Annotated in this window: 23 protein-coding genes; 10 read left to right on the forward strand and 13 right to left on the reverse strand. The window is 64.0% G+C overall.

Annotation, left to right across the window (positions count from 1 at the left end; genetic code table 11):
• Position 1 precedes the first annotated feature (1 nt).
• Positions 2-748: an NAD-dependent deacetylase gene (locus R3C13_RS00565; RefSeq protein ID WP_371308840.1), complete on the forward strand. Its 747-nt coding sequence runs from the start codon at positions 2-4 to the stop codon at positions 746-748.
• Here the strand turns inward: R3C13_RS00565 and parC are convergent.
• On the reverse strand, positions 745-2,979 hold the full coding sequence (gene parC / locus R3C13_RS00570) for a DNA topoisomerase IV subunit A (RefSeq protein ID WP_371308841.1): 2,235 nt from the start codon (positions 2,977-2,979) through the stop codon (positions 745-747). The genes R3C13_RS00565 and parC overlap by 4 nt on opposite strands.
• A gap of 129 nt (positions 2,980-3,108) precedes the next feature.
• Between parC and R3C13_RS00575 the strand changes: the two genes are divergently transcribed.
• Entirely contained in the window at positions 3,109-3,792 is a 684-nt protein-coding gene (locus R3C13_RS00575; RefSeq protein WP_371308842.1) for an extensin family protein, read from the forward strand.
• Here the strand turns inward: R3C13_RS00575 and R3C13_RS00580 are convergent, their stop codons facing one another.
• Positions 3,793-3,984, reverse strand: coding sequence for a hypothetical protein (locus R3C13_RS00580; protein ID WP_371308843.1), 192 nt, complete (start codon positions 3,982-3,984; stop codon positions 3,793-3,795). It lies immediately after the preceding gene.
• 146 nt (positions 3,985-4,130) lie between these two features.
• Between R3C13_RS00580 and R3C13_RS00585 the strand changes: the two genes are divergently transcribed.
• Positions 4,131-4,742 (forward strand): glutathione S-transferase family protein, encoded by a 612-nt coding sequence (locus tag R3C13_RS00585; RefSeq protein ID WP_371308844.1) that lies wholly within the window; start codon positions 4,131-4,133, stop codon positions 4,740-4,742.
• Between the two features lie 139 nt (positions 4,743-4,881).
• On the opposite strand, the gene recO is transcribed toward R3C13_RS00585, so the two are convergent.
• From recO to rpoZ, 8 genes are all read right to left on the reverse strand, one after another.
• Complete coding sequence (gene recO / locus R3C13_RS00590; protein WP_371308845.1) at positions 4,882-5,607, reverse strand: DNA repair protein RecO; 726 nt, start codon at positions 5,605-5,607, stop codon at positions 4,882-4,884.
• 113 nt (positions 5,608-5,720) lie between these two features.
• Complete coding sequence (era, locus tag R3C13_RS00595; RefSeq protein WP_371308846.1) at positions 5,721-6,668, reverse strand: GTPase Era; 948 nt, start codon at positions 6,666-6,668, stop codon at positions 5,721-5,723.
• Complete coding sequence (rnc, locus tag R3C13_RS00600; protein ID WP_371308847.1) at positions 6,665-7,420, reverse strand: ribonuclease III; 756 nt, start codon at positions 7,418-7,420, stop codon at positions 6,665-6,667. The genes era and rnc overlap by 4 nt, the downstream gene beginning before the upstream one ends.
• Positions 7,417-7,827 carry a holo-ACP synthase gene (acpS, locus tag R3C13_RS00605; protein WP_371308848.1) on the reverse strand — a complete coding sequence of 137 codons (411 nt, stop codon included), beginning with the start codon at positions 7,825-7,827 and terminating at the stop codon, positions 7,417-7,419. The genes rnc and acpS overlap by 4 nt, the downstream gene beginning before the upstream one ends.
• Positions 7,824-8,567, reverse strand: coding sequence for a pyridoxine 5'-phosphate synthase (locus R3C13_RS00610; RefSeq protein WP_371308849.1), 744 nt, complete (start codon positions 8,565-8,567; stop codon positions 7,824-7,826). Before R3C13_RS00610 ends, acpS begins: the two co-directional genes overlap by 4 nt.
• Positions 8,567-9,148, reverse strand: a complete 582-nt coding sequence (pyrE, locus tag R3C13_RS00615; RefSeq protein WP_371308850.1) for an orotate phosphoribosyltransferase — start codon at positions 9,146-9,148, stop codon at positions 8,567-8,569. Before pyrE ends, R3C13_RS00610 begins: the two co-directional genes overlap by 1 nt.
• Positions 9,138-11,393, reverse strand: coding sequence for a bifunctional (p)ppGpp synthetase/guanosine-3',5'-bis(diphosphate) 3'-pyrophosphohydrolase (locus tag R3C13_RS00620; protein WP_371308851.1), 2,256 nt, complete (start codon positions 11,391-11,393; stop codon positions 9,138-9,140). The genes pyrE and R3C13_RS00620 overlap by 11 nt, the downstream gene beginning before the upstream one ends.
• A gap of 8 nt (positions 11,394-11,401) precedes the next feature.
• The gene (gene rpoZ / locus R3C13_RS00625; protein ID WP_371308852.1) at positions 11,402-11,752 is read right to left on the reverse strand and encodes a DNA-directed RNA polymerase subunit omega; all 351 of its coding nucleotides are present in this window, start codon (positions 11,750-11,752) and stop codon (positions 11,402-11,404) included.
• Between the two features lie 154 nt (positions 11,753-11,906).
• On the opposite strand from rpoZ, the gene R3C13_RS00630 reads away from it, so the two are divergent.
• Together R3C13_RS00630 and R3C13_RS00635 are read left to right on the forward strand one after the other, a co-directional pair.
• The gene (locus tag R3C13_RS00630) at positions 11,907-12,479 is read left to right on the forward strand and encodes an NYN domain-containing protein (protein WP_371308853.1); all 573 of its coding nucleotides are present in this window, start codon (positions 11,907-11,909) and stop codon (positions 12,477-12,479) included.
• 74 nt (positions 12,480-12,553) lie between these two features.
• Positions 12,554-14,008, forward strand: a complete 1,455-nt coding sequence (locus R3C13_RS00635) for a M20 family metallopeptidase (protein WP_371308854.1) — start codon at positions 12,554-12,556, stop codon at positions 14,006-14,008.
• Between the two features lie 2 nt (positions 14,009-14,010).
• Here R3C13_RS00635 and R3C13_RS00640 read toward each other — a convergent pair whose 3' ends face one another.
• Positions 14,011-15,399, reverse strand: coding sequence for a VWA domain-containing protein (locus tag R3C13_RS00640; RefSeq protein ID WP_371308855.1), 1,389 nt, complete (start codon positions 15,397-15,399; stop codon positions 14,011-14,013).
• Positions 15,400-15,688: 289 nt separating this feature from the next.
• Between R3C13_RS00640 and nadA the strand changes: the two genes are divergently transcribed.
• The 5 genes from nadA to R3C13_RS00665 all read left to right on the forward strand — a co-directional run bounded on the left by nadA (position 15,689) and on the right by R3C13_RS00665 (position 20,624).
• Entirely contained in the window at positions 15,689-16,831 is a 1,143-nt protein-coding gene (nadA, locus tag R3C13_RS00645; protein WP_371308856.1) for a quinolinate synthase NadA, read from the forward strand.
• 71 nt (positions 16,832-16,902) lie between these two features.
• Positions 16,903-17,373, forward strand: a complete 471-nt coding sequence (locus R3C13_RS00650; protein ID WP_371308857.1) for a hypothetical protein — start codon at positions 16,903-16,905, stop codon at positions 17,371-17,373.
• 1 nt (position 17,374) lies between these two features.
• Positions 17,375-18,916, forward strand: coding sequence for an L-aspartate oxidase (locus tag R3C13_RS00655; RefSeq protein ID WP_371308858.1), 1,542 nt, complete (start codon positions 17,375-17,377; stop codon positions 18,914-18,916).
• A complete protein-coding gene (gene nadC, locus R3C13_RS00660) occupies positions 18,913-19,767 on the forward strand; it encodes a carboxylating nicotinate-nucleotide diphosphorylase (protein WP_371308859.1) in 855 nt (284 codons plus the stop codon). The genes R3C13_RS00655 and nadC overlap by 4 nt, the downstream gene beginning before the upstream one ends.
• A gap of 47 nt (positions 19,768-19,814) precedes the next feature.
• Complete coding sequence (locus R3C13_RS00665; protein WP_371308860.1) at positions 19,815-20,624, forward strand: SDR family oxidoreductase; 810 nt, start codon at positions 19,815-19,817, stop codon at positions 20,622-20,624.
• 67 nt (positions 20,625-20,691) lie between these two features.
• Here the strand turns inward: R3C13_RS00665 and R3C13_RS00670 are convergent, their stop codons facing one another.
• Both R3C13_RS00670 and ppdK read right to left on the reverse strand, forming a co-directional pair.
• Positions 20,692-21,786: a cell wall hydrolase gene (locus tag R3C13_RS00670; RefSeq protein ID WP_371308861.1), complete on the reverse strand. Its 1,095-nt coding sequence runs from the start codon at positions 21,784-21,786 to the stop codon at positions 20,692-20,694.
• Positions 21,787-22,213: 427 nt separating this feature from the next.
• Complete coding sequence (gene ppdK, locus R3C13_RS00675; protein ID WP_371308862.1) at positions 22,214-24,907, reverse strand: pyruvate, phosphate dikinase; 2,694 nt, start codon at positions 24,905-24,907, stop codon at positions 22,214-22,216.
• Positions 24,908-25,002: the final 95 nt, after the last annotated feature.

Here is a 25,002-nt window from a genome sequence, read left to right on the forward strand (position 1 = left end):
CATGTCCCAAGCCGCCGATGCCCTTGCCAGCCTGATTTCCCATGCCAACCGGATCGTGGTGTTTACCGGGGCGGGCATTTCCACAGAAAGCGGCATTCCGGATTTCCGCAGTCCCGGCGGCGTGTGGAGCAAGATGCAGCCGATCTACTTCCAGGATTTCGTGAACTCCCGCGACAAGCGCCGGGAAGCCTGGACACGCGTCTTCAACAAGACAGCCGGGTGGACCGGCGCCGAGCCGAATGCCGGGCACTATGCGGTGGCAAGACTGGTTGAGCGCGGCAAGGTCTCGTCGGTGGTCACGCAGAATGTCGACAACCTCCACCAGGCCTCCGGCGTGCCGGACAAGCAGGTGATCGAAGTGCACGGCAATGCGAGCTATGCCAAATGCCTTAAGTGCGGAAAGCGCTATGAACTCGAAGACCTGCGCCACCGCTGGGAAGCGGATGAGGACATCACCTGCATTTTCTGCACCGGTCTTGTGAAGACGGCGACGATTTCCTTCGGCCAGGCCATGCCGGAAGACGAAATGAACCGCGCCATGGAGGAAGCCGTCACCTGCGACCTGTTCCTCGTGCTCGGCTCATCGCTGGTCGTCTACCCGGCCGCCGAGCTGCCCATCATGGCCAAGCGCGCCGGCGCTGCGGTCGCCATCGTCAACCGCGAAGACACCGACCACGATACGTATGCGGACCTTGTCCTCCACGAAGAAATCGGCCCGCTGATGACCAGCGTACTGGAGCGGCTCTAGCCCGTAAACGTACCGCCGCGCGGGAAGCCCTTGGGCACGACCTTGCCGGCCTGGGCGCGCTGGCCTTTCCAGCCTTTCCATTCCGGGAAGGCACGGTGGCGCCCGCCGGTCATGACGATCAGGCCGTCGCGCTTGTCGAAGGTGATGAGGTCGCGCAGCTGCGCCTTGCCGCTGTAGGACTGCAGCTTGTTGCCTTTGCCGCGCGCCATTTCCGGCAGGTCGGACAGCGGGAAGATCAGCATCTTCTTGTTGGTGCCCACAACCGCGATCATGTCGCCTTCGACTTCCGGACAGCAGACAAGCTCGCCATCGCCGGCGTTCACGGCCTGCTTGCCCGCCTTGCGGTTCGATTCAAGTTCGCTTTCCTGAACCACGAAACCATAGCCGGTTGACGAGGCCATCACGCGCTTGCGCTCACCTTCGAAGCGGAACATGTCGACGATATCGACACTGTCTTCCAGCTGGATCGACAGGCGGATCGGTTCGCCATGGCCGCGCCCGCCCGGCAGGCTGTCGGCGTTCAGCGTGAAGGCCCGGCCGTCCGAAGACATCAGGATGATCTTGTCCGTACTCATCACTTCTTCGATGAGGTAGAGTTCGTCGCCATCCTTGAACTTGACGGAGTCGGTGTCGAGGCCATGGCCCTTCATGCCGCGGATCCAGCCCTGACGGGAGAGGACCACAGTCAGCGGCTCCTTCGGCTTGGAGGCTTCGAGCGCGGCGGCAAGGTCGACTTCCTTGACGTCCGAGAAGCTCGCACGGCGGCGGCCGAGTTCCGTATCCGGATCGAACGCATCGCGCGCGGTTTTCAGTTCCTTCGACACCTTCGTCCACTGGCGGCGCGTCGAGCCGATGAGCAGCTTCAGCTCCTCGCGCTCTTCCAGCAGTTGCTTGTGCTCGCCGCGGATTTCCATTTCCTCCAGCTTGCGCAGTGCGCGCAGGCGGAGATTGAGGATCGCTTCGGCCTGGGTGTCGGTGAGCTTGAACCGATCCATCAGGACCGGCTTCGGCTCGTCCTCAGTCCGGATGATGCGGATCACTTCATCGATATTGAGATAGGCAATCAGGTAGCCTTCGAGCAGGTGCAGGCGCTTCTCGATCTTTTCGAGACGGTGTTCCGCCCGGCGCACCACGACCTCGCGGCGGTGATCCAGATAGGCCTGCAACACGTCCTTCAGGCCCATGACCTGCGGCGCGCCCTTGTGCAGCACGTTCATGTTGAGGCTGAAGCGCGTTTCAAGATCGCACAGCTTGAACAGGCTTTCCATCAGCACGTCCGGCTCGACCGTCTTGGCGCGCGGCACCAGCACGAGGCGCACATCCTCAGCCGATTCATCGCGCACATCGTCCAGCAGCGGCACCTTCTTCGCTTCGATCAGCTCACTGAGCTTCTCGATCAGGCGCGACTTCTGCACCTGGTAAGGTATCTCCGTCACGATGATCTGGTACGTGCCCCGGCCCGTATCCTCGACATTCCAGCGCGCCCGCATGCGGAAGCTGCCGCGGCCGGTCTCATAGGCGTCCAGCATGGATTCGTAAGGCTCGACGATGACGCCGCCGGTCGGGAAGTCCGGCCCCTTCACGAAATCCATAAGCTCGGCCGTCGTTGCCTTCGGCTTTTCGATCAGCAGGCGTGCCGCGTCGATCAGCTCGGCCGCATTATGCGGCGGGATCGAGGTCGCCATGCCGACGGCGATGCCGGTCGCGCCATTCGCCAGAAGGTTCGGGAAGCCCGCGGGAAGGACCACCGGCTCTTCGTCGTTCTCGTCATAGGTGGCGCGGAAATCGACGGCGTTTTCGTCGAGGCCTTCCAGCAGCAGCTGGGCGGCATGCGTCATCCGGCTTTCCGTGTAACGCATCGCAGCGGCGGTATCGCCGTCGATATTGCCGAAATTGCCCTGACCGTCGACCAGCGGATAACGGACGGTGAAATCCTGGGCGAGGCGCACCAGTGTGTCATAGATCGAGGAGTCGCCGTGCGGGTGCAAATTACCCATCACGTCGCCGACGATCTTGGCGCACTTGCGATAGCCGCCCTCGGGGTTCAGCTTCAGCTCGCGCATGCCGTAGAGGATGCGCCGCTGAACAGGCTTCAACCCGTCGCGCACATCCGGCAGGGCCCGGGCCGTGATCGTTGAGAGCGCATAGGCGAGGTAACGCTTCGACAGCGCCTCGCTCATGGGTTCGTTTATGATCCGGTCGTCTGGCATACCATCCTTGAGGTCGGACATTCTGGCCCCTTACACTTCTTGCCACATTCTGGTGCAGGTCCACGAGCAGAATCGGTTTCGACTCGTCGACACGCTGACGTTAACAGAAATCGCCGTTTGGTTAAGGAACCCCAAAGAGGTGAGCTGCAGATGACAGAGTTCCGGGCCTGGCTGCTGTTGATCACGGTGCCGGCGCTGTGCGTGGCGCTGTTCCTGTGGATGGCGCCGCCCCGGCATAACCCGTTCGCGCCGGTCGATCTGACCGAGCGGCCGGGCCTTGGCACCTGGCACAAGCTGACAAGGGCGAAGAAACACCCGGACGTCTGCTTCCGCGCCCTGGACGAGGCCGGCGTGCGCTACACGCTCCTCGAAGACTCGCCCAAGGGCGAAAAGTGCGGCCTTTACAACGGCCTGACCCTTGACCAGAGCCTGACGCCCTATTCCGCCACCCTGCGCATGACCTGCGCAGAGACGGCGGCCCTCTATGTCTGGGAGCGGCATGTCGCCCGCCCGGCCGCCATGGAGCTGCTCGGCTCGCCCATCGCCCGGATCGAGACCTATGGCAGCTTTTCCTGCCGCAACATTGCAGGATCCGGCCGGCTTTCCGAGCACGCGGCCGCAAACGCCATCGACATTTCTGGCTTCCGCCTCAAGGACGGCCGCCTCATCGATGTCAAATCTTTCTGGGGAAAAGGCGGGAAGGAAGACCGCTTCCTTCACCGCCTCCACTCAGGGGCCTGCGATCTCTTTTCGGTCACGCTCGGCCCGGATTACAACGCGGCGCACAAGGACCATTTCCATATGGACATGGGCTCCGGCCGCGCCTGCGAGTGATTACTCGACGTCCGTCTTGCACTTGTAGCCTTCGTCGGACACTTCCTTGACGTTGGCTTCCCCGCCGCACACACGCACGGCCAGATCGGTGTTGTCGCGCACGGCGTCAGAATCGCTGACATCGCTCACAGCGATACAACCGGTCAGCGAAGCAGCCAGCAGTGCAGCGCCCGCAATCATCTTGAATTTCATTGGCATCAGCCTCCTTGAGAACAAACGCCCGGCTACCCCTGCCGTCACCTTCGCGGGGGTAGCCTGAACCGGTTGTGAATGCCAGTGCACTTGCGCAACAGCCGAAGGAAATTAAGGTTCCAAAAAAAGACGCCCGGGAGGCCCGCATGAAACTCATCCATTCCATCGGCCCGAATCCGCATGTCGTGCGCATGTTCATGGCCGAACGCGGTATCCGGATTCCGATGGAGGAAATCGATATCGTCAAAGGCGAGAACCGTGAGGCGCCCTATCTCGGCACCAATCCCGCCGGCCAATCGCCCTGCCTCGTACTGGACGATGGCTCGGTCGTCACAGAGATCACCGCCATCTGCGAATATCTCGACGAAAAATTCCCCGGCGACCCCATGATGGGCTCGACCCCTGAGGCACGCGCGCAGAACCGGCGCTGGGCCCGCTGGGTGGATCTCAACATTCTCGAGCCCATGGCCAACGGCTTCCGCTTTTCGCAAGGCCTGCCGATGTTCAAGGACCGGATGCGCTGCCTTCCGGAGGCCGCCGAAGGCCTGAAAGCCTGCGCGCAGGACAAGATCGCCTTCCTCGACCAGCGGCTCGCCAGCCAGCCCTTCGTCGGCGGTGACACATTCAGCCTCGCGGATGTGCTGCTCTTCTGTTTCCAGACCTTCGGCACGGCCGTCGGCCAGCCGATCAATCCGGAGATGAAGAACTACGCGGCCTGGTATGCAAAGGTAGGCGAACGGCCCAGCGCGAAGGCTTGAAACTCCCTCACCTCCCACCGCCTCCGGCGGCGGGCCCCTCCTCTCCCAGAGGGAGAGGGGTAGCGACGCGGAGTGCGGATAATCCCTCTCCCTCTGGGAGAGGAGGGACCCGCGCCCGAAGGGCGTGGGAGGTGAGGGCCTACCCCACCAACCTCTTGATCAGCCGCTCCCGCTCCTGCGGCATGCCGCGGTTCATCGCGTGGAAAACGCGCGCTTCCAGGAAGTGGCCGGTCAGCTTCAGGCCATCGGCCACATCATCCTCTCCCACCGGCGCGGACGGCTCGATCAGGAAGGCCGGCAGGCGCAACAGGCGCGCGACATAGTCTTCGGCATCGGAGCCGCGCACGGCCCGGCCTGTGCGCGGGGACACATGTGTCAGGCCGTCATTCGCCCCGCTGATTGCGCATTCGTCGAGATCAAGCCCGAAGCCGAGCGCGCCCAGCAGGCCAAGCTCCCAGCGTACATAGAGCGCCGGCCAGACGTCCCGCGCCTCGATCTGGTCGAGTAGCACTTCCGTCGCCTCGAACATGGCAGAGCCAGCGACATCCCCTTCGTCCAGCGACATGCGCAGGATGGCCGTGACGGCTGAGATGCCGGCCAGCGCCTTCGGGTCGTCGAGCACATGGGAGGCGCGTTCCCTGCTGGCTTCGGCCACATCGAACCGGCCGAGCTGGTCTTCCAGCCGCCCGGTCCATGACAGGGATACCGAATTGCCCGCTTCATACTGGGCGCGCCGTCTGCGGGAATTACCGCCATAGACAAGGCCGGAACGGCGCCCCTTCGTCCGCGTCAGGACATCCAGGATAAGGCCGCCTTCGCCGAAGCGGCGCCCTCCAAGGATAATTCCGTCATCGGACCAGTTCATCCCTATCCCGCGCCCGTCATCCTTCGACTTCGCTCAGGATGAGCCCTTTTCCGTACCGCACCATCGTAGCGCTCATGCTGAGCGAAGTCGAAGCATGAAAGTGCGGGCTGAGTTCAAACGTCAAACTCCAGGCCGAGCCCCTGATAGCTCTCCCGCCGTTCCTGCCAGCGTTCATCCACCTTCACGAACAGGAAAAGGTGCACCTTTCGCTCCAGCATTTCGGAAAGTTCTTCGCGCGCCAGACGTCCGATTTCCTTGATCGACGCGCCGCCCTTGCCGAGCACCATGGATTTGTGGTTCTCGCGGCCAACAATGATGACCTGCTGCACACGGACGGAGCCGTCCTTGCGTTCTTCCCAGCTCTCGGTTTCCACCATCAGCTGGTAAGGCAGTTCCTGGTGGAGGCGCAGCATCAGCTTCTCGCGCGTCACTTCCGCCGCCAGCAGGCGCATTGGAAGGTCGGCCACCTGGTCCGGCGGATACAGCGCCGGGCCCTCCGGCATCCGCGCCGCGATGGCTTTTTCCAGCTGCTCGACGCCGTCGCCATTCTCAGCGGAGATCATGAAGACCTCCTCGTAGACGTCCGCCGCATTCAGCTCGGCAATCACCGGCAAAACCTGATCATGCGGGAAGAGGTCGATCTTGTTGAGCGCCAGCAGCGCCTTGCGCCCGCTCGCCTTGATTTGCTCGATCACGCGGCGGTCGTCTTCGATGGAGTGCTTCTGCGCCGCCGTTACCTTGCCGGCCCGGTCCGACACCCAGGCGGAAGCGTCGACAAGATGCACGACGGCATCGGCATCTTCCGCCCCGCTCCATGCCGCCTTGACCATCGCCCGGTCCAGCCGGCGCTTGGCGGCGAAAATCCCCGGCGTGTCGACCAGAACGACCTGCGTGTGGCCGGTCTGCATGACCCCGCGCACAGGGAAGCGCGTTGTCTGCACCTTGTGCGTCACGATGGCGACCTTGGCGCCGACGAGGGCATTGGTCAGCGTGGATTTGCCGGCATTCGGCGCGCCGATAATGGCGCAAAAGCCGGCATGGGTGATGTCTGTGTCGCTCATGGCGTTCCTGCGAGTGATTTGAGGAGCAACGCCGCTGCGCTGCGTTCGGCTTCGCGCTTCGACGGGCCGGTCGCCACGGCGGCGCCCCGGCCGCTGACGCTGGCCTCGATTTCGTACATGGGTTCATGGTCCGGTCCGGACCGGCTCAGCACATTATAGTCCGGCAACGGAAGGCCATGACCCTGCGCCCATTCCTGCAGCAGGGTCTTCGGGTCTTTGGTCTCGGCCGGGGCCGAGGCGAATTGCGGCGCCCAGCCTTTTTCGATGAATTTCCGCGCGGCACTGAGGCCACCATCCTGGTAGATCGCACCGATGACCGCTTCGCACGCATCGCCGAGGGTCGACTCCCGCTCGCGCCCGCCCGAGGCGATCTCGCCATCGGAGAGCAGGATGAACTCCTGCAGCTTCAGGTGCCGTACCGCTTCGGCGCAGGCGCCTTTCTTCACAAGGCGGTTGAGGCGCGGGGCAAGATCGCCCTCGCTCTCAGTCTTGCGCCGCTCGATCAGGCGTTCGGCAATCACGAGATTCAACACCCTGTCGCCCAGGAATTCGAGGCGCTGGTTGGAGTCCCGCACTGCGTCGCCATTGCCGACGGCGCTCGGATGCGTCAGCGCACGGACGAGCAGGCCCGTCTCCTTGAATTTATGGCCGATCGCGTCCTGCACAGCCTTCAGCCGCTCATCGCTGAGCGTCGGCGTCGCGGACTTCGCCTTGTCGCGCAGGCGTGTCCGTTTGGGACGGGCGGGCTTCATCCGAGGCCCACCGGGATGGCTTCGATGATGACCTGCGCCTCGGCCCAGGGATGATCGTCCGTGATCGTCAGATGGATCATCACCTCATGTCCCGCCGGCGTCAGCGTCGCGAGGCGATGGGCCGCCCCGCCAGTCAGCGCCAGCGTCGGCTTCCCGGTCGGCAGGTTGACGACGCCAAGATCCTTCCAATGCACGCCGCGCCGTGGCACGCCCGTGCCGAGGGCCTTGGCGCAGGCTTCCTTGGCGGCAAAGCGCTTGGCATAAGTCTCGGCCGTGCGGCGGCGCCGGCGGGCAAGCGCAATCTCCGTCTCCGTGAAGACACGGTTCTCGAACCGCTCGCCGAAGCGGGCGAGCGTCTGCTCGATCCGCTCGATGTTGCAGAGATCGTTCCCGATACCGATGATCATTTGCGCGCCTCATCCATCAGGCGCCGCATTTCGCGGATCGAAGCGTCGAGCCCGATGAAGATGGCCTCGCCAATCAGGAAGTGGCCGATATTGAGTTCGGCGAGCTCGGGAATGGCGGCGACGGGGCCGACATTTTCGAAGGTCAGGCCATGGCCGGCATGCGGTTCGATCCCGCGCTTGCGCGCCTCGGCAGCCGCAAGTTTCAGCCGCTCCAGCTCGTCGGCAGCCGCCTCAGCACCGCCCTCGATCCACAGCTCCGCATATTTGCCCGTGTGCAGTTCCACCACCGGCGCGCCGAGCACTTCGGCGACCGCGATCTGAACCGGGTCCGGCTCAATAAACAGCGACACGCGCGCACCAGCCTCAAGCAGACGGCTGACGATCGGCGCGATCTGGTTGTGCAGGCCGGCGACGTCGAGGCCGCCCTCGGTCGTGCGCTCCTCGCGCTTTTCCGGCACCAGGCACGCCGCATGCGGACGATACCGGCACGCGATGTCGGTCATCTCTTCAGTGGCCGCCATTTCAAGATTGATCGGCAGCTTGCTGGCCGCGCGGATCGCGTCGAGGTCGCCGTCGTGGATGTGGCGCCGGTCTTCGCGCAGGTGAATCGTAATCCCGTCCGCCCCGGCAGCCGCGGCGATGCCCGCCGCACGGGCGGGATCGGGATGCGCGCCTCCGCGGGCGTTCCTTATGGTCGCCACATGGTCAATATTGACGCCGAGGCGCAGGCGCCCTGTCATCAGGCGAGCCCCCGCGATCCCGGCTTCACCGCCGGCATGGCGGCAAGCTCCGCAGGCAGATCGTTCGGGTCATAATCCGGGAAATCCACCGCCGCGAGCGAGACAAGTTCGCAGCCGACATCGGCCCGGCCGTTCGACCGGTCGATGATGCACGCGCCGCCGACCACTTCGCCCGGCAAGTTCTTCAGCGCCTCGACCGTCTCGCGGAACGAGAGGCCGGTCGTCACAATATCCTCGGCGATCAGCACACGCTCGCCCGCCGCAATCGAAAAGCCGCGGCGGAACTGCAGCTCCCCATCCACGCGCTCGGCAAAGATCGCTCGTGCGCCCAGCTGCCGCGCAAGTTCATAGCCCGGAATGATGCCGCCCACGGCGGGCCCGGCCACCACGTCGATCCGGCCGAATTTCGCCGTCAGCTTCTTCGCCAGTGCCGCGCAGAGCTTCTCCGACTGGACAGGCTGCGAAAACACGAGCGCCTTTTGCAGGAACACGGGGCTGCGCCGGCCTGAGGAAAGGATGAAATGCCCTTCCAGCAGCGCACCGGCCTCGCGGAATACCGCGAGCACGTCATCATTGGTCATTTTCGCCCTCCTGGTCACGCACGGCCCGGTCGACCACTGCGAGCGACCGGAGTGCGGCCAGTATCTGCGTCAGGCGCTTGAGGTCTTCAACCTCGATTTCCATGATCAGTTCGATGAAGTCCTTTTGCCGGTCGGCGGTGGCGATCGACACGATGTTCCCGCTCGCCTGCGCCACGGCGGCGCACAGCTTGGCGAGGACGCCCCGCTCATTGGCCGCATTGATGCGGATACGGCCCACAGCCATCGCCTCGGTGCGGGCGAGTTCGGTCCATTTCAGGTCCACCCACAGTTCCGGCTTGTCGTCATATTCGGCGAGCTTCGGACAGGAGGCGACATGCACCACGACGCCCTTGTCCGGCACCTGCACACCCATGATCCGGTCGCCCGGCAGCGGGCAGCAGCACTGGCCAAGGTGCAGCGTCACGCCCGGCGTCAGGTCCTGGCCAGCGACCAGCAGCGGCGCATGCTTCGAATCAAGCTTGGTCTTGGACGAATCGCCCACAGGGTCCGGCCGGTAGCCGGGGAACGCCGCCTGGATCACATCGGACGAGCTGATCTTGCCGCGCCCGACCGCCTCGGCCATTTCCTCGCGAGTCTCGAACCCGGCAAGGTTCGCCGTATGGTTCATCTTCACATCGACCGGGTCGATTCCGGCCCGGCGCAGGGCGAGATTGATCAGGCCTTCGCCAAGCCGGCGGAAATCCGCCGTGTCCCGTTCGCGCTCCAGCTTGCGCATGGCAGAGCGGGCGCGGCCGGTCATCGCAAGGCCTTCCCAGCCATGGATCGGCGCCGGCTTCTTGCTGCGGATGATGTCGACCACGTCGCCATTCTTCAGCGGCCGGCGCAGCGCCTTCACCTCACCATTGATCCGCACACCTACCGTCGTATCACCGACGGCCGAGTGCACCGCATAGGCAAAGTCCAGCGGCATCGCCCCGGCCGGCAGGATGATGAGCTTGCCTTTCGGCGTGAAGGTAAACACGTGCTCGCGATACATTTCGAGCTTGGCGTGTTCGAGGAATTCCTTGGCGTCGGCGCCGTCCTGCAACAGGCCGGACAGGGCTTCGAGGCTCGCCGCCGGGTCGAGGCCGGCCGCGCGGGCGGATTCGATATCGAAGCCATACTGCTTGTTCTTGTAGCCCCAGTGCGCGGCAACGCCGAACTCGGCGGTCTGGTCCATCGCCTCGGTACGGATCTGCAGCTCCACCCGGCGGTTGCCGGAGGCGCGCACCGTCGTGTGCAGGCTCTGGTAGCCGTTCGGCTTCGGCACCGAGATAAAATCGCGGAACCGGTCGGGAATACAGGCCCACAGCGTGTGCACTTCGCCCAGCACGCGGTAGCAATCTTCCGTAGTCTGAACAATGATGCGGAAGGCGAACAGGTCGGCCACATCGCGGAACGAGATCGACTTGCGCTCCAGCTTGCGCCACAGCGAGTAAGGTGCCTTCTTGCGCCCCTTGATGCGACACTTGATGCCGGCCAGTTCCATCAATTGCTTGAGGTCGGCGCGGATCCGCTCCAGGTCGCCGGCATTTTCCAGCGCCAGTTCTTCCTGCCTGTACTCGATCGCGCGGCGGGCTTCCGGGTTCAGCTCCTCGAAGGCGAGGTCTTCCATCTCGGCGGCCAGCTGGTAGAGGCCGACGCGGCGGGCCAGCGGGGCATAAATGTCCATCGTCTCGCGGGCGGTGCGCTCGCGGCTCTCAGCCTTCTTGCGATGGCGCAGCGTGCGCATGTTGTGCAGCCGGTCGGCCAGCTTCACCAGCAGCACCCGCATGTCGCCGGTGGTCGCCAGGATGAACTTCTGGAAGTTCTCGGCCTGCGCGGCTTCCTTGGAATCGAAGGACAGCTTGTCGAGCTTGGTGACGCCGTCGACCAGTTCGGCGACGTCCGCGCCGAACCGCACCTCGATCTCGCCGATGACGATTTCCTCGACATCCTCCACCACATCGTGGAGCAGGCCGGCCACGATGGTGACTTCGTCCAGCTTGATGTCGGCCAGCAGGCTCGCGACCTGCACGGGATGGGAATAATAGGCTTCGCCGGAATCGCGCTTCTGCTCGCCATGATGCTTCTTGGCGAAGTCATAGGCGGCGCCCAGCAATTCGGACTTCACACGCGGATGGTAGGCGCGGACTTTCGCGATCAGTTCTTCACGCGTGAGAATGTGGTGCTCGTCCGCGGCCGCATCGGCCGGGGATGCCGCGCCAGCCCCTTTTTCCTGAGTGGAAAGGGCGCTGCCGTCCATTGAGCCTCCTAGAGCCGGTCGTCGCGCCCGGATTCGAGTTCCGCCTGGTAGGCCCGCATGACATCGTCTTCCGTCGCGGCCGGAGCGGCCTGGAGGGCAAGACGGTCGGCTTCGCGCTCCATCTCCTCGCCCGGACGGATGTCCTGAAGGCCGGAGATGAGGGCTTCCTTGACCACTTTCAGGTCAACCGATTCATCCGCGATTTCGCGCAGGGAGACGACCGGATCCTTGTCGTTGTCGCGGTCCACGGTGATCGGCGAACCTTCGCGGATCATGCGCGAACGGTGCGCAGCAAGCAGGACGAGATCGAAACGGTTGGGAACCTTCTCGATGCAGTCTTCAACGGTCACTCGGGCCATGGGTTCAGGGTCTCCTTTGAACCGCCCCTTATATGCAGTGCAGCAAGGCCGCGCAACCCGTCCCTTGCGCCCGAATGCAGCGGGAAATATGCTTCTGAGCCATATTTCACAGCACTTCTATCAGGCCGGGCGATTGCGGCCGCGGAACAGGAAAATGGCATTTTACAAGGACGAACGGCTGGCACTCTTCATTGACGGGGCCAACCTCTATTCGGCGGCACGGGCGCTCAGCCTGGAAGTGGATTTCCGCAAGCTTCTCAAGGAGTTCCAGGGCCGGGGGCGGCTGCTCAGGGCGAATTACTACACCGCCCTCGTGGAAAGCGACGATTACAGCCCGATCCGCCCGCTGGTCGACTGGCTGTCCTATAATGGCTTCAACACGGTGACCAAGCCCGCCCGGGAGTTCACCGACCGCGACGGCCGCAAGCGCCACCGGGGCAGCATGGACGTCGAACTTGCCGTCGACATGCTGGAGACCGCCGCGCATGTCGATCACATCGTCCTCTTCAGCGGCAATGGCGACTTCCGCCGGCTGGTGGAAGCGGTGAAGGCCCGCGGCGTGCGCGTCTCGGTGGTCTCGACCAACGCCTCCAGCCCGCCCATGGTCTCCGACGACCTGCGCCGGGTGGCCGACGCCTTCATCGAACTCGAAGACATCGCCGACCTGATCGCCCGCCCCCGCCGCGAGACCGGCGACGCCGGCCCGCCTGATCTCGACGACGACTAGCGGCGACAACCGCTCGGGTCTTGGCCCGGCCTGAATCCCTGTTAGGGTCTCCCGCATCTTACCGGAGACCTGCCATGCTGCGCCCCGCCCTGATTTCCGCCCTGGCCCTGACAACCGTGCTTGCCGGGTGCGGCGGTGCAAATGAAGCGGCCTCCAAAGTCAAAAATGACACCTCCGGCAGCAACACTTCGGTCACGGGAGAAGCGGCGGTTCTCCCCGCTGCGGCAGGCTTCACGGCCCGCGAAGTCGCGCCCGCCGACACCGACCTCTTGGAGCTTTACCGCAAGCTCCACTCGGCGCCGGAACTCTCCTTCAAGGAGGCCGAGACCTCCAACATCCTGGCGCAGGAACTACAGGCACTGGGCTTCGAAGTGACCACCGGCCTCGGCGAAGCCTGGGTCACGGAAAAGGCCATGCACGATATCGGAGAAGTGAAGCCGGGCGTCGGCGGCTATGGCGTGGTCGGCGTGCTGCGCAATGGCGACGGCCCGACCGTTCTGATCCGCACCGACATGGACGCCCTTCCCGTGCCGGAACAGACCGGATTGCCTTACGCCTCTACAGTTCGCGCGGAAACCTGGACCGGCGTCGAAAGCCCGGTGATGCATGCCTGCGGCCACGACGTGCACATGACCGCCTGGCTCGGCACCGCCCGAACCCTTGTCGCGCGCAAGTCCGAATGGAAAGGCACGCTCATCATGATCGCCCAGCCGGCGGAGGAAATCGGCCTTGGCGCCCGCGCCATGCTGGAAGACGGCCTGTTCTCGCGCTTCCCGACGCCGGACTATAATCTCGCCCTCCACGTCGCCGCAGATGTCCCCTCGGGATCTGTTGCATATGCATCAGGTTGGGCCATGGCCAATGTCGACAGCGTCGACATCACCGTGCACGGCAAGGGCGGCCACGGCGCCTATCCGCAGACGACGGTCGACCCGATCCTCGTCGGCGCCCACATCGTCACCGCCCTGCAAAGCCTCGTCTCGCGCAACACCAATCCACTCGACAGTGCCGTCGTCACCGTCGGCTCCTTCAAGGCGGGCGCCAAGCACAACATCATTCCCGACGAAGCGACGCTGCTGGTCACCGTCCGCTCCTATGACGACGCGACACGCAAGATGTTGCTGGACGGGATCGAGCGGATCGCCAAGGGTCAGGCTGAGGCCTTCGGCGCGCCGGAACCGGACGTGACGGTGGAGTCGGACTACACGCCCGCCACCTATAACGATCCGGCCATGACGGCAGAGGCGATGAGCGCAATCCGCAAGGTTTTGGGCGACGCCTATGTCGACGAGCGCAAACCGGTCATGGGCGGCGAGGATTTCTCGAACTATGCACGCACCGATGCCAAGATCCCGAGCCTTCTGTTCTGGGTCGGCGGCGTTGCACCACAAAAATATGCCGAGGCGAAAGCCAGTGGCGAGAGCCTGCCCTCGCTCCACTCGTCCACCTTCGCGCCGGACTATGAGCGGTCAATCCCCACCGGCATCGAAGCGATGTCGTCAGCGGCCATCGCCCTGTTCAACGACTGAGCCTATTCGGCCAGCGCAATGTCCTGGAACTCCGATCCGATTGCCTTGAATGCCGCGATCAGTTCCGACGATTCGTCGACATTGAAGAAATAGCCCGCATTCGTCGCGCAGGACTTCAGCATCGAGATCGTGGCGGTGTCGGTGATACCGAATGCGATGGTGTAAACCTCGATCCCGTCCTTCTTGATATCGTTGCAGGCGGCCACGGTCGTCGTATCCGCCAGCGCGCGGTCCTCATCCCAGTGGTTGCCGTCCCAGTTGCTGCGCGAGCGCGTGTTCTCACCATCGGACATCAGCACAAGGATCTTCCGCGCCTCGGTCGAGTTCATTTCGTCATAGCTGATACCGTCATCGAACGGCTTGCCTTCCGACAGCACCCGGTGGCCCCAGGACAAGCCGGTGGCGATATAGGTTTCCGACTCCGCCTTCATGCCGGCAATGGCGGCATTCAGCTTGGAGACGCTGCTGGTCAGCGGCAGGATCGGCGACGGGCAGCCCCAGCCGTTTTCCGTCAGATGGCCCGGAACCTTCTCGGTCACATAGCTACGGTCTTCCACATCCAGCGGCGGCGTGCGCGATCGCACACATCCGTACCAGCGATAAGTCACCGTCGGGCAGGACTGGACCAGGGACTTGCCTGCCGGGCAGGTCCACTGATCGCAGGGATAGGCGTCGCCATCATTGTAGCAGGTCCTGGTCGTCTTTGTGCAGCCCTGCTTCCTGCTCGCTCGCTCGTTGACCGTGCAGGCCCAGCCGGGCCCGGAATAGCTTGAGGGCACATTGATCCAGCTGGCGGTCTTGTTCGACAGGCCAACATTCACGAAGTTGCTGAACGGCACGATGCCGACGCGGACCGTATCGTCATTATTGGTCACGATGGTGGACACAAAGGAGTTTGCGGCCGAGCGGAGCGCATCCATGCGGGCGCCTTCCATCGACCAGGAATTGTCAAGCACCAGGACTGCCTCGACCTTCGCGGGCGCCTGATACACAGCTTTCGACTTCACATTGACATCCAGCTTGCTGATGCCGGCCAACACCAGCATGGAGGTCGGCATCTTGTATTTCGCCGAGACGGTGACCGACTCGTTGACTTTAACGTTTACGATCGGCCTGATGCGCTGGCCTTTGCGTGCCGCTGGCAGGTTCTCTTCGAAGGTATCCTTGACAACCCTGCGGATCTCGGACGCTTTGGCGCCTGTGGTCATGCCATGGCGCACACCGGCAATCGCCGCGATGTCGGCGACGGCTTTCAACTCACGTTCGGCCGTTTCCCGGTTGTTGAAATCGAGCGCACCCGCAACGATCATGAAGATCGGCAGCAACATGATCGCCCACATCGTCGCAGTGCTGCCGCGGGTGTCCCGAAGGCCGGTCAGGATGGATTTCATGAATGCCCCACTTTCGAACCTTCAGCCTATCCCAACTCCTGAAAAATATTGAAAATCCCGCTCGTCCGATTTCCGGCTGCCTATTCGCACTTAATTAAGCCGGATTGCAATTTGACTGCGTCTGCGCTAAACGCCTTTTGCTCAGAGTGCGCAAAAGGTTTGTGTGAGCGTCGCACTAGAGCCCTGATCCCGGACGTTTGAAGGCTTCCTCCTTGAAACGCAACCTTTCAGGCCTACATTATACTCAAATCGAGCAAAAGTAGCTCGGTTCTGACGAAGGAGGAAAACCATGGCCCGACTGATCGACTCCGGTCCCGGATGCCCGACCCCCACCCCGCTGCGCGGTCCGAATGCGGCCGAAGCTCGCGGCCTTGTCTATGACGATGCCGTTCGCGCCGAGACGGACCATCTCTACCCCCTCGTGCAGGACTTCGTGACGCCGATGGAATGGCCGGCGATTGCGCCCCTCGTGGCGGCAATCAACCGCCTGAAGGCCGAGAAGAACGCCGTGATCCTCGCTCACAACTACATGACGCCGGACATTTTCCGCCTCGTCGGCGACTTCCGGGGCGACAGCCTCCAGCTTGCCCGCGAGGCCGCTGCCGTCGATGCCGATATCATCGTTCAGGCCGGCGTGCACTTCATGGCCGAGACCTCCAAGATCCTTGCGCCGCAGAAGACCGTGCTGATTCCCGACATGCGGGCCGGCTGCTCGCTCGCCGACTCGATCACGGCCGCCGATGTGCGCCTGATCAAGCAGAAGTTCCCGGACTATCCGGTCGTCACCTATGTGAACACGTCCGCGGACGTGAAGGCCGAGTGCCATATCACCTGCACCAGCTCCAACGCCGCGCAGGTCGTGGAGGCGATCGCGAAGGAGTGGAACACCGACACGGTGATCCTGGTGCCGGACCAGTACCTTGCGAAGAACGTCGCTGCGCAGACCAAGATCCGCGTCATGACCTGGCCGGGCGCCTGTGAGGTGCACGAGATGTTCACCGCCGACGATGTCCACGCCCTGCGCGAGGCACACCCCGGCGTCGTCATCCTCGCTCACCCGGAATGCCCGCCGGACGTGCTGGAAGCCGCCGATTTCGCCGGCTCGACCTCGGCACTCGCCAACTACGTGGCCGAGAAAAGCCCCCACAAGGTGGTGCTGCTGACCGAATGTTCGATGAGCGACAATGTCGCCGCCGAGAACCCCGGCACCAACTTCATCCGGCCGTGCAATCTCTGCCCGCACATGAAGCGGATCACGCTGGAGAACATCTATGACTGCCTCGTGAAAGGCGAGCATGAGGTGACCATCCCGGAAGATGTGCGCGTGCGCGCCAAGACCGCCATCGACGCCATGCTGGCCCTGCCGCGCATGGAAAAGCCGCTGGCGTTTGAAACCGGGCTCAAACCTCTCGAACTCGACATGGTAGTTTAAGCGGCTGGGGCGTTGTGCGGACAGGCCATGCCGGATTAGGCTGTGGCGGTGAGGACGATAGGAGAGGCGTAATGTTGCCCCGCTTGGCTCGTATGGCCGCGCTTGCGCTGGCGGCCGGTCTGATGGTGTCTGCTCCCGCGCTTGCAGGTGCGGAGGCCGAATCCGATCCGGTCGACGTACTCGGCACGTGGAGCTTCCAGACAAAGCCCTACCGCAATGGCCAGTGCCTGATGACCGGCACCATGTACCTCTCGCCCCATCCGGAGGAGGGCCAGTACACCTGCGAGCTGACCGCCGTCGAAGTCTGCTCCATGTGGGGCCGCTCGGTCGTGCGCCAGTCCTGCAAGGCCCGCCGGTTCGGCAACCAGGTCTCCATCCGCTCTGAAATCGAAGAGATGCTGGAGAGCAAGGTCGAAGGCCTCATCTATGTGCCCGATAACTTCACCCTGACGGTGGAGTCGGCCGACCGCATGTTCGGCGCACTGGTTTCCGCCGTCACGGCCCCGGCCGAATTCAGGCGGGCCAGCAACGGCATTTCATAATTTGACGGGCGGGGGCAAGATCCAGACCCTGACGGCCGGAGGAAGCGCCGCCAGCGACGTCCTGATCGTGGGCGCCGGTCTTGCCGGCCTGTTCCTCGCGCTGAAGCTCGCGCCGCGGCCCTGCATCGTCATTTCGCCGGCCCCGCTCGGACAGGCCGCCTCGTCGGCCTGGGCGCAAGGCGGCCTCGCCGCAGCGCTCGACCCGTCCGACAGCCCGGCCCAACATGCCGCCGACACGATCGCAGCAGGCGCGGGCCTCGTCGACCCGGTCGTCGCCCGCCTCATCGCCGAGGAAGGCCCGGCGCGGGTGCGCGACCTGCTCGCGCTCGGTGTGCCGTTTGACCGGACGCCCGACGGCGCCCTCGCCCTGTCTCTGGAAGCGGCGCACAGCCATCCCCGCGTCGCCCGCGTCGCAGGCGACCTTGCCGGCAAGGCAATCATGGATGCGCTCGTCGCGGCGGTGAATGCTGCCCCGCACATCACCATCATCGAAGGCGCCCGCGCCGCCGGCCTGATCCAGGACGACCGGATGAACGTAACCGGCGTCATCCTGCGCGACACGGAAGGCCGCCTTTCGGTCCAGACCGCGCGTGAGACAGTGCTTTGCACGGGTGGATCCGGCGGCCTGTTCCAGGTCACGACCAATCCGCCGGAAGCACGCGGCGATGCCATCGCCATGGCCTGGGAAGCCGGTGCGCTCCTTGCCGATCTCGAATTCGTCCAGTTTCACCCGACCGCCATCGACATCGGCCGCGATCCCGCGCCGCTCGCCACCGAAGCCCTGCGCGGCGAAGGCGCGACCCTGCACAATCGCGACGGCACGCGCTTCATGCCCCGCTATCACGACCTCGGCGAACTCGCGCCGCGCGACGAAGTCGCCCGCGCGGTCCACATGGAACGGGAATCCGGACGCGGCGCCTTCCTCGACTGCCGCAAGGCCGTCGGCGATCACTTCCCCGAACATTTCCCGACCGTCTTTGCGGCCTGCAAATCGGCTGGCATCGATCCGCGTACCGACATGATTCCGGTTGCCCCGGCAGCGCACTATCATATGGGCGGCATCGTTCCGGACTTCTGGGGCCGATCATCTCTCGACGGCCTGTCCGTGTGCGGTGAGTGCACCTCGACCGGCGTACATGGCGCGAACCGCCTCGCCTCGAATTCGTTGCTCGAGGCGGTCGTGTTCTCCCACCGCATTGCCGAACGCCTGCGCGAAGCGCCGCTGCCCGACATCCGTGCCGGGATCGGCCATGTGCCACACGAACTACCGTTCCAGGCACTTCAGACCCTGCGGCAAGCCATGTCGTCCCGGTGCGGCGTGGTGCGCGATGCCGAAAGCCTTGCGAGCGTCGCCCGCCTCATCAAGGGCCTGCGCGCGGAACACGGTCCGGCTCGCTCACTCACATCGGCCAGCCTGATCGTCGACAGCGCCATCAATCGCCATGAAAGCCGTGGCGGCCATTATCGCTCCGATTTCCCCGAGACCGGAGAACCGCACCGCCAGTTCCTTCAGCGCCCCATGGAGGAGAAAGTATCCGCATGATCATCCTGCCCCCGCCGCTGCCCGATATCATCCTTGATCCGATCGTGCGCCTTGCTCTTGCCGAAGACCTGGGCCGCGCCGGAGACCTCACGACGGATGCCACCATTCCGCCCGGCACGCCCCTGAAGGTCGTCATAGCCGCCCGCAAGCCTGGCGTCATCGCAGGCCTCGACGTCGCCGCCTATGCGTTGAAACTGGTCGATCCGGACGTGAAACTCGTGATCGAAAAGCCGGATGGTTCACGGCTGGAGAAAGGCGACATCATCGCGCGCCTGGAAGGCCCGGCCCGGTCGATCCTGATTGCCGAGCGCACCATGCTGAACTTCCTCGGCCGCCTCTCCGCCGTCGCCACAATGACGCGAACATTTGCCGACCGCATCGCGCATACGAAGGCAAAGATCGTCTGCACAAGGAAGACCACGCCTGGCCATCGCGCCCTCGAAAAGCGGGCCGTGCGCTGCGGCGGCGGCACCTCCCACCGCTACGGCCTCGATGACGCCATCCTCATCAAGGACAACCACATCGCCGCCTGCGGGTCTGTCTCCATGGCGCTTGAGCGCGCGAAGGCCTATGCTGGCCACTTACGCATGATCGAGGTCGAGGTCGACTCCCTCGAACAACTGAAAGAAGCCCTGCCGCATGGGCCGCACGCGGTGCTACTGGACAACATGTCGAACGACATGCTGCGCGAGGCGGTCGCCATCGCCGGCGGCAAAGTCGTGCTGGAGGCCTCCGGCGGCGTGACACTGGATACCGTTGCGTCAATTGCCGAGACGGGTGTCGACTTCATCTCGGCCGGCGCGCTCACGCATTCCGCACCGAACCTTGACCTCGGAATGGATGTGGTCTGACACTGCTGCGCACGGGGCACGAGCCCCCACGCAGGAGGACACTACCCATGGCCAGCGCGAACGGCCGCAAAAGCATTTTCATCACCGGAGCGGCCTCCGGCATCGGCGCGGAGACGGCGCGGTACTTCTCGAAAAAGGGTTGGTTCTGCGGCCTCTATGACGTCAACACCGCCGGGCTCGCCGCCGTCGCGGATGAGCTGGGCGCCGGCAATTCCGTATCCGGAAAGCTGGACGTGCGCAGCCGCGACGACTGGGCCCTTGCCGTCAAGGGGTTCGGCGAGGCGACCGGCGGCAAGATGGACGTCCTCTTCAACAATGCCGGCGTCGGCCGCCATGGCTGGATGGAGGAAATCTCCGGCGAAGACAATGACTGGGTCATCGACGTCAACGTCAAAGGCGTCGTCAATGGTGTGCAGGCGGCCTTGCCATTACTCAAGGCGACGCCCGGCGCCCGGATCGTGAACACAGCGTCGACCGCTGGCATCGTCGGCTCGCCACGCCTTGCCGTCTATTCGGCGACGAAGTTCGCCGTCCGTGGGCTGACGGAAGCGCTGGATGCAGAATTCCGCGATCTCGGCATCCGCGTCACCAGCCTGATGCCCTGGTTCATCGACACGCCCATTCTCGACATGGGCGCCAAGGAGGGTGCGAATGCGAAAATGGCTGACGAGTTGAAGGATGCCGGACAGAACGTCTATCCGGTCTCTCTCGCCGCGGAGCGCGCCTGGGATGCCGCCCACGGCGACGACATCCATTACATGGCCGGTAAGGATGCAGAACGGGCGAAATTCCTCACGCGCTGGATGCCGGGCCTCATCCGCAATCAGGTAAAAAAATCGGTTCCGCCACGCGGCTGACACGTCAGCCCACAAACAAAAAAGCCGCCGGAACACCGGCGGCTCTTCATTTTGCTGCCAACAAGGCTCAGCGCATCGCGCTCGCGGCGCCCATGGCCTTGGCAGCCTGCGCTGCGGCGTAGGGATCCAACTTCACAATATCGTTCGACGCCACCGTGTAGGAGGCTTCGCGCGCCGTGGTGAAGCGCGGCGCACCATTGGTGATCGTGCGGGTCGACGTCGTCACGGTCGCCGGAGCGGTCGAGACAGGCATGCCGGTCTGGATCTGTGCAACCTCGGTCGGCTCAGCCTCGAAGGATGCAAGCTTCGCGGATTCCAGCGCATTCAGATCCTGCGTCTCTGCCGCAGCGGTCACAACCGGCGCGCTGGCGCGGCGGTCATATCCGCGCTGGACGCTGGCCCATTCGGAGCCGCGCGGGAAGCGATAGAAGATGTGCAGGCCGATCTTGTCGGTCTTGATGAGGCCCGCGCTCCAGATCGGATCGACATAGGTGGCGTGATAGTGCGTCGCGCCGCCGGTCTTGTCCTCTGCGAGGTTCATCAGGACGTGCGCGGCAACTTTCTGCGCGCGGTCCCAGTTGCGGCCTCTCGGCGCAGTTTTCAGCGCCCCGTCACAGGTGAAGGTGAACTGGCAGCCGGTCGTCCGCGTCGCACCCTGGAAGACCACGTCGCAGGCAGTGTCCGGATAGCGATGGTCGCGCATCCGGTTGGCGATGACTTCCGCCACGGCCAGCTGGCCGGCCAGCGGCTCGTTGCCGGATTCGTAATAGACGGCCTGCGCCATGCAGTGCGTTTCCGCATCGAGCGACTCGGCCCGCTTCAGGTGCTCAGGCTTGAAGGACACGAGCGAAGCCAGCGCAGCACCATCGCGGTCGCGCATGGCATAGCGGCTCATTGAAGAATCGGTATCGCGCTCCAGCGTGTATTCCACGGTGCGCAGCCAGGGGCTGTCCAGCACGGCCGGGGCATTTGCATCGGTGCGCACGGTCGCGCCGCCATCCTCAATGGAGGCGAGACGCTGCGCACTGTCACGGAAATCGGCTTCAGCGCGGATATCGGCCTGCACCTGTCCGATCATCGGAAGGGTTACAGTCGCCGCCACAGCGCAGACCGCTACAGTCGCACCGCGGATGATCACATCACGCTGTTCTTCGTTCGTCATAGCCATCCACCAACGCTTGAGCTTCCCTTGGAGCCCACGCATTGGCGACAGCGTCGCCCGTCGTGGTTTAAGAACCCTTAACATCACCGCTCCCTGAACCCCGTGGGCGATATAACTCCGCCCTTCTGAACCAACCGGGGTTTCCTGGTTAGACTAGTTAAAACGCGCACTGCGCCGTCACTTGATCGGCCCATATGCGTTCAGACGGCTACGTAGCAAGAACTCAGCCACCCTTGGGAGTGACAAATCTGTGAGACAAGGATCGCTCAGCGGGCGAGTTTTGTGACGTTTACACTTTCCTCACTTCCGAGAGTATTGATTTTTCGTGAAATTTAAGGCCTCGCCCCGGCCCCTTTGCTGCACCGCAAAAAAGCGCCTGTGGCACGAATACCACAGGCGTTTGCTTTCGTATTAGGCACGATGATGTCTAATTGTGCGACTCTTTAAGGGCCGCGTGTGCCGCAGCGAGACGGGCGATCGGCACCCGGTATGGTGAACAGGACACATAATCCAGGCCCGTGCGGTGGCAGAAGGCGATCGAAGCCGGGTCGCCGCCATGTTCGCCGCAAATGCCGAGTTTAATGCCGGGACGGGTCTTGCGGCCGCGTTCGGCGGCGATCTTCACCAGTTCGCCCACGCCCACCTGGTCCAGCGTCACGAAGGGATCCTTTTCATAGATGCCCTTGTCCTCATAGGCCTTGAGGAAGCGGCCCGCATCGTCACGCGAGATGCCGAGCGTCGTCTGTGTCAGGTCGTTCGTGCCGAACGAGAAGAAGGCCGCCGACTGAGCAATCTCGCCGGCCTGAAGCGCGGCGCGCGGCAGTTCGATCATTGTACCGACGGTGTAGTCCAGCGTGACGCCCGTTTCCGCGAACACCGCCTTTGCCTGCGCATCGACAACGGCCTTCAGGATCGCAAGTTCCTTCTGCGTTGCCACAAGCGGGATCATCACTTCCGGCACCGGCTTGCGGCCGGTTTCCTTCGATACGTTCACCGCCGCCTCAAAAATGGCACGGGCCTGCATCTCGTAGATTTCCGGATATGTAATACCGAGGCGGCAGCCGCGATGGCCCAGCATCGGGTTGCTTTCGTGAAGGTCAGCGGCGCGGCGTTTCAGCTCATCGACGCTGACGCCGGAGGCTTTCGCAACTTCCGCCATATCCTCATCCGTATGCGGCAGGAATTCGTGCAGCGGCGGGTCGAGCAGGCGGATGGTTGCCGGGCGGTCTTCCAGGATACGGAAGATCTCTTCGAAGTCACCGCGCTGCATCGGCAGCAGCTTGTCGAGCGCGGCGCGCCGGCCCGTCACATCGTTCGACAGGATCATGGCGCGCACTTCGGGAATGCGCTCCTCGTCGAAGAACATGTGCTCGGTGCGGCAGAGGCCGATGCCTTCGGCGCCAAACTCGACGGCCGTGCGCGTGTCGAGCGGGGTCTCGGCATTGGCGCGCACTTTCAGGCGGCGGGCCTTGTCGGCCCAGCCCATCAGCATGCCGAAATCACCGGACAGGTCCGGCTGCACCATATCCACGGCGCCCAGCATCACCTGGCCGGAGGCACCGTCCACCGTGATCACCTCGCCCTTCTTCACTTCGCGGCCCATGACACGGAACACGCCGGTCTTGCCGTCGATCTGCAGGCCACCGGCACCGCAGACGCAGGGCCGGCCCATGCCGCGCGCCACAACGGCAGCGTGGCTGGTCATGCCGCCGCGCGCCGTCACGATGGCGCGGGCCGCGTGCATGCCCTTGATGTCTTCCGGGCTCGTCTCGACACGGACGAGGATCACGTCCTCACCCTTTTCGGCCATCAGGAAGGCCTCTTCGGAGTCAAACACGACCTTGCCGACCGCTGCGCCGGGGCTGGCCGGCAGGCCGGTCACCAGCACGTCGCGCTTGGCGTCTTCGGCGATAGTCGGGTGCAGCAGCTGGTCGAGTTGGGCCGGATCGAGGCGCAGGATCGCTTCGTTCTCGGTGATCAGGCCTTCGCGCGCCATGTCGACGGCAATCTTGAGCGCGGCCGCAGCAGTACGCTTCCCGCTGCGGGTCTGCAGCATGTAGAGCTTGCCGTCCTCGACGGTGAACTCCAGATCCTGCATGTCCTTGTAATGGCGCTCCAGCGTGTCGGCGACGCCGCGCAGCTGGCCATAGACTTCCGGCATGGCCTCTTCGAGCGGGGCATCGTCGGAGCCCAGCGTGTCGGCGCGCTCGCGCGAGATCGGGGCCGGCGTGCGGATACCCGCCACCACGTCCTCGCCCTGCGCATTGATCAGGTATTCGCCGTAGAAGATCGGGTCGCCATTCGACGGGTCGCGCGTGAAGGCGACGCCGGTGGCGGAGGTTTCACCGAGATTGCCGAACACCATGGCCTGCACGTTGACGGCCGTGCCCCATTCGGACGGGATGTCGTTCAGCTTGCGATAAGTGATCGCGCGGTCATTCATCCACGATCCGAACACGGCCGAGACGGCGCCCCAGAGCTGTTCCTTCGGGTCATCCGGGAACGGACGGCCGAGTTCCTTCTCGATGGCATCCTTGTAAAGCACGATGACCTTCTTCCAGTCATCGGCGCTCATGTCGGTATCGAGGTCGACGCCCTGACGATCCTTGTACTCGTCCAGGATATGCTCGAACTCGTCATGGCCCATGCCGAGCACGACGTTGGAGTACATCTGGATGAAGCGGCGATAGCTGTCATAGGCAAAGCGCTCGCCCGCCTTGGCGGCGAGGCCGGCGGCGGCGGCTTCGTTGAGGCCGAGGTTCAGCACCGTGTCCATCATGCCCGGCATCGAGGCGCGCGCGCCCGAGCGCACGGAGACCAGCAGCGGGTTTTCCGGGTCTCCGAAACCCTTGCCGGACTTGGTCTCAAGGTCAGCCAGGGCGGCATCCACCTGCGCGGCCAGCGTCGAGGGGTATTCACGGCCCAGTTCGTAGTAAGCGGTGCACACGGCGGTGGTGATGGTGAAGCCCGGCGGAACCGGCAGGCCCAGCTTGGCCATTTCGGCCAGGTTTGCGCCCTTCCCGCCGAGCAGGTTCTTCATCGTGGCGTCGCCATCGGCCGTGCCGCCGCCAAATGCGTAAACCCAGGTCTCGTCCGCGTGCTTCAATGCTGCCTCGCCCATGGAAAACCTCTTTCTCTAAATGCGCGCCGCGGCCTTCCCCGGGCCGCCCGCGCGGTCTGTGCAAACCCTATGCTGCAATGCAGCGGCAATTTCCA

This window comes from Hyphomonas sp. (assembly GCF_041398385.1).
Classification (GTDB): Bacteria; Pseudomonadota; Alphaproteobacteria; order Caulobacterales; family Hyphomonadaceae; genus Hyphomonas.